Source organism: Vibrio sp. M260118 (assembly GCF_036533755.1).
Classification (GTDB): Bacteria; Pseudomonadota; Gammaproteobacteria; order Enterobacterales; family Vibrionaceae; genus Vibrio.
Genome location: NZ_JATABG010000398.1, coordinates 1 through 3,028, shown reverse-complemented (window position 1 = coordinate 3,028; position 3,028 = coordinate 1). Strand labels below are relative to the sequence as shown.

Here is a 3,028-nt window from a genome sequence, read left to right as displayed (position 1 = left end):
CATATACTGCATTTATTATTTTGACCCTTCATAGTTGTTGGGTCACCTAGCCAACTGACGTTGTTGGTGAACACATATTGTTCACACTTATACCAGCCAATCTCACTTCTTGAGGTTGGCTTTTTGTTTTTATGGGTCTAATGCTCCAGACAAAAGAAAACCCCACTAAGCTTGCGCCTAGTGGGGCTTATTCTTACTCGCAGCAATCCTGCTACTAATAGGTGCTCCCTGCATCTATTCCTTGATAGTACGCTGAATCCTTCAGCTCTGTCCTTATCATCGCCATCCTAGCGGTGTCCTTGGCAATCCAGCCCGTTAGCTATCCTCGCTAACTCTCATCGCTTAATCCTTAAGCGGTGTCCTGACTCTATCATCCTGATAGAAATTGCCTTAGTCCGTTAAGCGTCCATTGTCTTTCCTTGTGTAACCATCCTAGTTACTAGCGTCCAGCCAATGTCCTTCGCTTTCCATGCCAATTATTCATCCTGAATAATCGAATCTTCGTCCTGAAGATGACCTATCCTTGGGTCTTTCCTGTTCCGTGTCTGCTTCCTGCTGACAACTTAAGACTATGAGCTTGGCGCACTAATCACAATGCTACTTTTCGGTTAGTGAGAATTTCTCTAGTGGTCAAGAAACATGCATAGCTATTTATTTCAGCAACTTATGACAAAAATCATCTCATTTCTCATCAACTGGCTCTCATAATACTCACGGACTTGTAAGAGATCTCGCACACACCAACAAGGCGATCACCGATTCAATGAGACAATAGGCTAAGTCTATTAAGTGATCTAAGTCTCATTAAATGGCGACTCGTTAACCAATAGCAGGTGCTCCTCCCAGTTTTACTGGACTAAATGGCGATAAATAAGGATATTAGAGGCAGATCCACATCACATTACGTTTATCTCTAGCAGCAACTGGCTTATGTCTAACTGCTAGCTACCCTAAGAGGACGCTTGAATGATTTCAAAATGGGCACAACGCTTTTACCAAATGGCAGAACTTGTTGGCTCTTGGAGTAAAGATCCCTCCACTCAAGTTGGCGCAGTTATCACCAAACAGAACCGCATAGTTTCCGTCGGTTTCAATGGCTACCCTCACGGTATTTCAGATAGTGCGATGACTGATGATCGAGAGATGAAATATTTAAAAACGCTTCACGCTGAAGAGAACGCAATATTATTTGCTAAGCGCGATCTAGGCGGATGTGAAATCTGGGTGACCCATTTCCCGTGTCCAAACTGTGCTGCTAAGATCATTCAAACTGGTATTGCTGCCGTTCACTGTCCAGAGCAGACCGAAGATTTTCTCTCACGTTGGGGAGACAAGATCAAAGTAAGCCAAGAGATGTTTCTTCAAGCCGGAGTTAAAGTGAATTGGCTTCCTCTTGATGATTTAGAGCAGATTAACAAGCCAAGTTAAGCCGTTACATTTAACCGCTCGAAATTATCGAACAGCGGCTGCGATTTATAAGGTTTAGGAAGATAAGCGTCCATCCCTGCATCAAAGCAGCTTTGAATCTCTTCGGGTAAAACACTCGCTGTTAGTGCAATGATCGGCACTTTTTCTCGACCACTTTCCCTTTCCCATTGACGAATTTCTTGAGTCGCCGTAAGCCCGTCCATTATCGGCATCATGCAGTCCATTAGGATCGCGCAGAAATTTTCTCCGGTTCTCACTGCATTTAGTGCATCTAACCCGTTACTGGCAATTGAGTACTCGATACCAATTTTATTGAGGAAGAAAGAGGCGATTTTCTGGTTCATTAAATTGTCTTCAACAATTAATACCTTTTTTACCCCTTGAAGTTGGAACTCTGGATGCGCCCCCGATGGGTTTTCATTTGGACTCTGACATTGATCCAGAGCAGCCCGAACCACAGAGTAGAACCTGCGACCAAGGAAAGGTAGCGTAACTGGAGTGCCTAACAGTACATCGAGTTCTGGCTTCATATATAGATGATGATGTAAGCCGATGATCTCAGCATCAGGAAACTGGGTACGCAATTTGGCAACATCTGGACGCGTGCTCCGACTCCTATCAGTGCAGTACATGACGAGCGCAGCAGACTGAGGGCCATTCAACGCGCCCTCAACCGTCTCATAGACATCCGTTTCCAATCCTAACCTAGCATTCTCGCTGACGATAAGTGGCTGATAAACTGAACTGTTAGCAATAACAATCGCTCGGTCAGAAAGTTGCTCGATATTTTTCTTCTCAATTTCGACCTTGATTGGTGCATAAAAAGAGAACCGACTACCGACACCAACGGTCGAGTTAACTTCTATCTCTCCCCCCATAAGCTCAATCAATTGACGGCAGATTGTCAATCCAAGCCCAGTACCGCCATAGCGACGAGTAATACTGCCATCTTCTTGAATAAACGGGTGGAAGATCTCATCAAGCTTGCTCTGTGAAATCCCGATGCCATTATCTATTACGTGGCAGCTAAGTCGGTCCTCGTTTACGTCTAACTCAACTTTAACTACCCCGTTGCGGGAGAACTTAATCGCATTGCTCAATAAGTTCATCAGCACTTGCTTAAAGCGAAAGTCATCGATACGAATAACCGCCGGCAATTGGTCGCCAAACATGACTTGTAGTTCCACTTGCTGCTTAAGCGCATTGGCCGACACCATGCTGAGCGCTTCATAGACCGCCTCTCGAACATCAACGCTGCTCTCTGAGAGCACTAAGTTTCCAGACTCAATCTTAGACAGATCGAGCACATCGTTAATGAGCAGCAGCAAAGCATGAGATGAAGTTTCTACATCAGCCAATATTTCTCGCTGACCTGTCGTTAAATGGCTATCAGAGAGTATTTCCGTCATACCTATGATGCCGTTGAGTGGGGTGCGAATTTCGTGAGACATATTAGCGAGAAAGATACTTTTCGCTTTGTTCGCCATCTCAGCGCTATCTTTGGCTTGTACTAGGTTCTGTTCATACTCTAGTTGCTGCTCAATTACCCGATTAAGTTGCCTAGCAAAGGAAGAGAACTCATCGTTTCCGTCAATCGGAA

Annotated in this window: 2 protein-coding genes; one reads left to right on the top strand and one right to left on the bottom strand. The window is 44.7% G+C overall.

The window, feature by feature from the left end; all coding sequences use genetic code 11:
• Positions 1–966: 966 nt before the first annotated feature.
• Entirely contained in the window at positions 967–1,428 is a 462-nt protein-coding gene (locus QTO00_RS17390; protein WP_331425900.1) for a dCMP deaminase family protein, read from the top strand.
• Here the strand turns inward: QTO00_RS17390 and QTO00_RS17385 are convergent.
• Positions 1,425–3,028 (bottom strand): ATP-binding protein (locus QTO00_RS17385; RefSeq protein ID WP_331425899.1); only part of this gene is annotated, 1,604 nt, incomplete at its 5' end. The two genes, QTO00_RS17390 and QTO00_RS17385, sit on opposite strands and share 4 nt — an antisense overlap.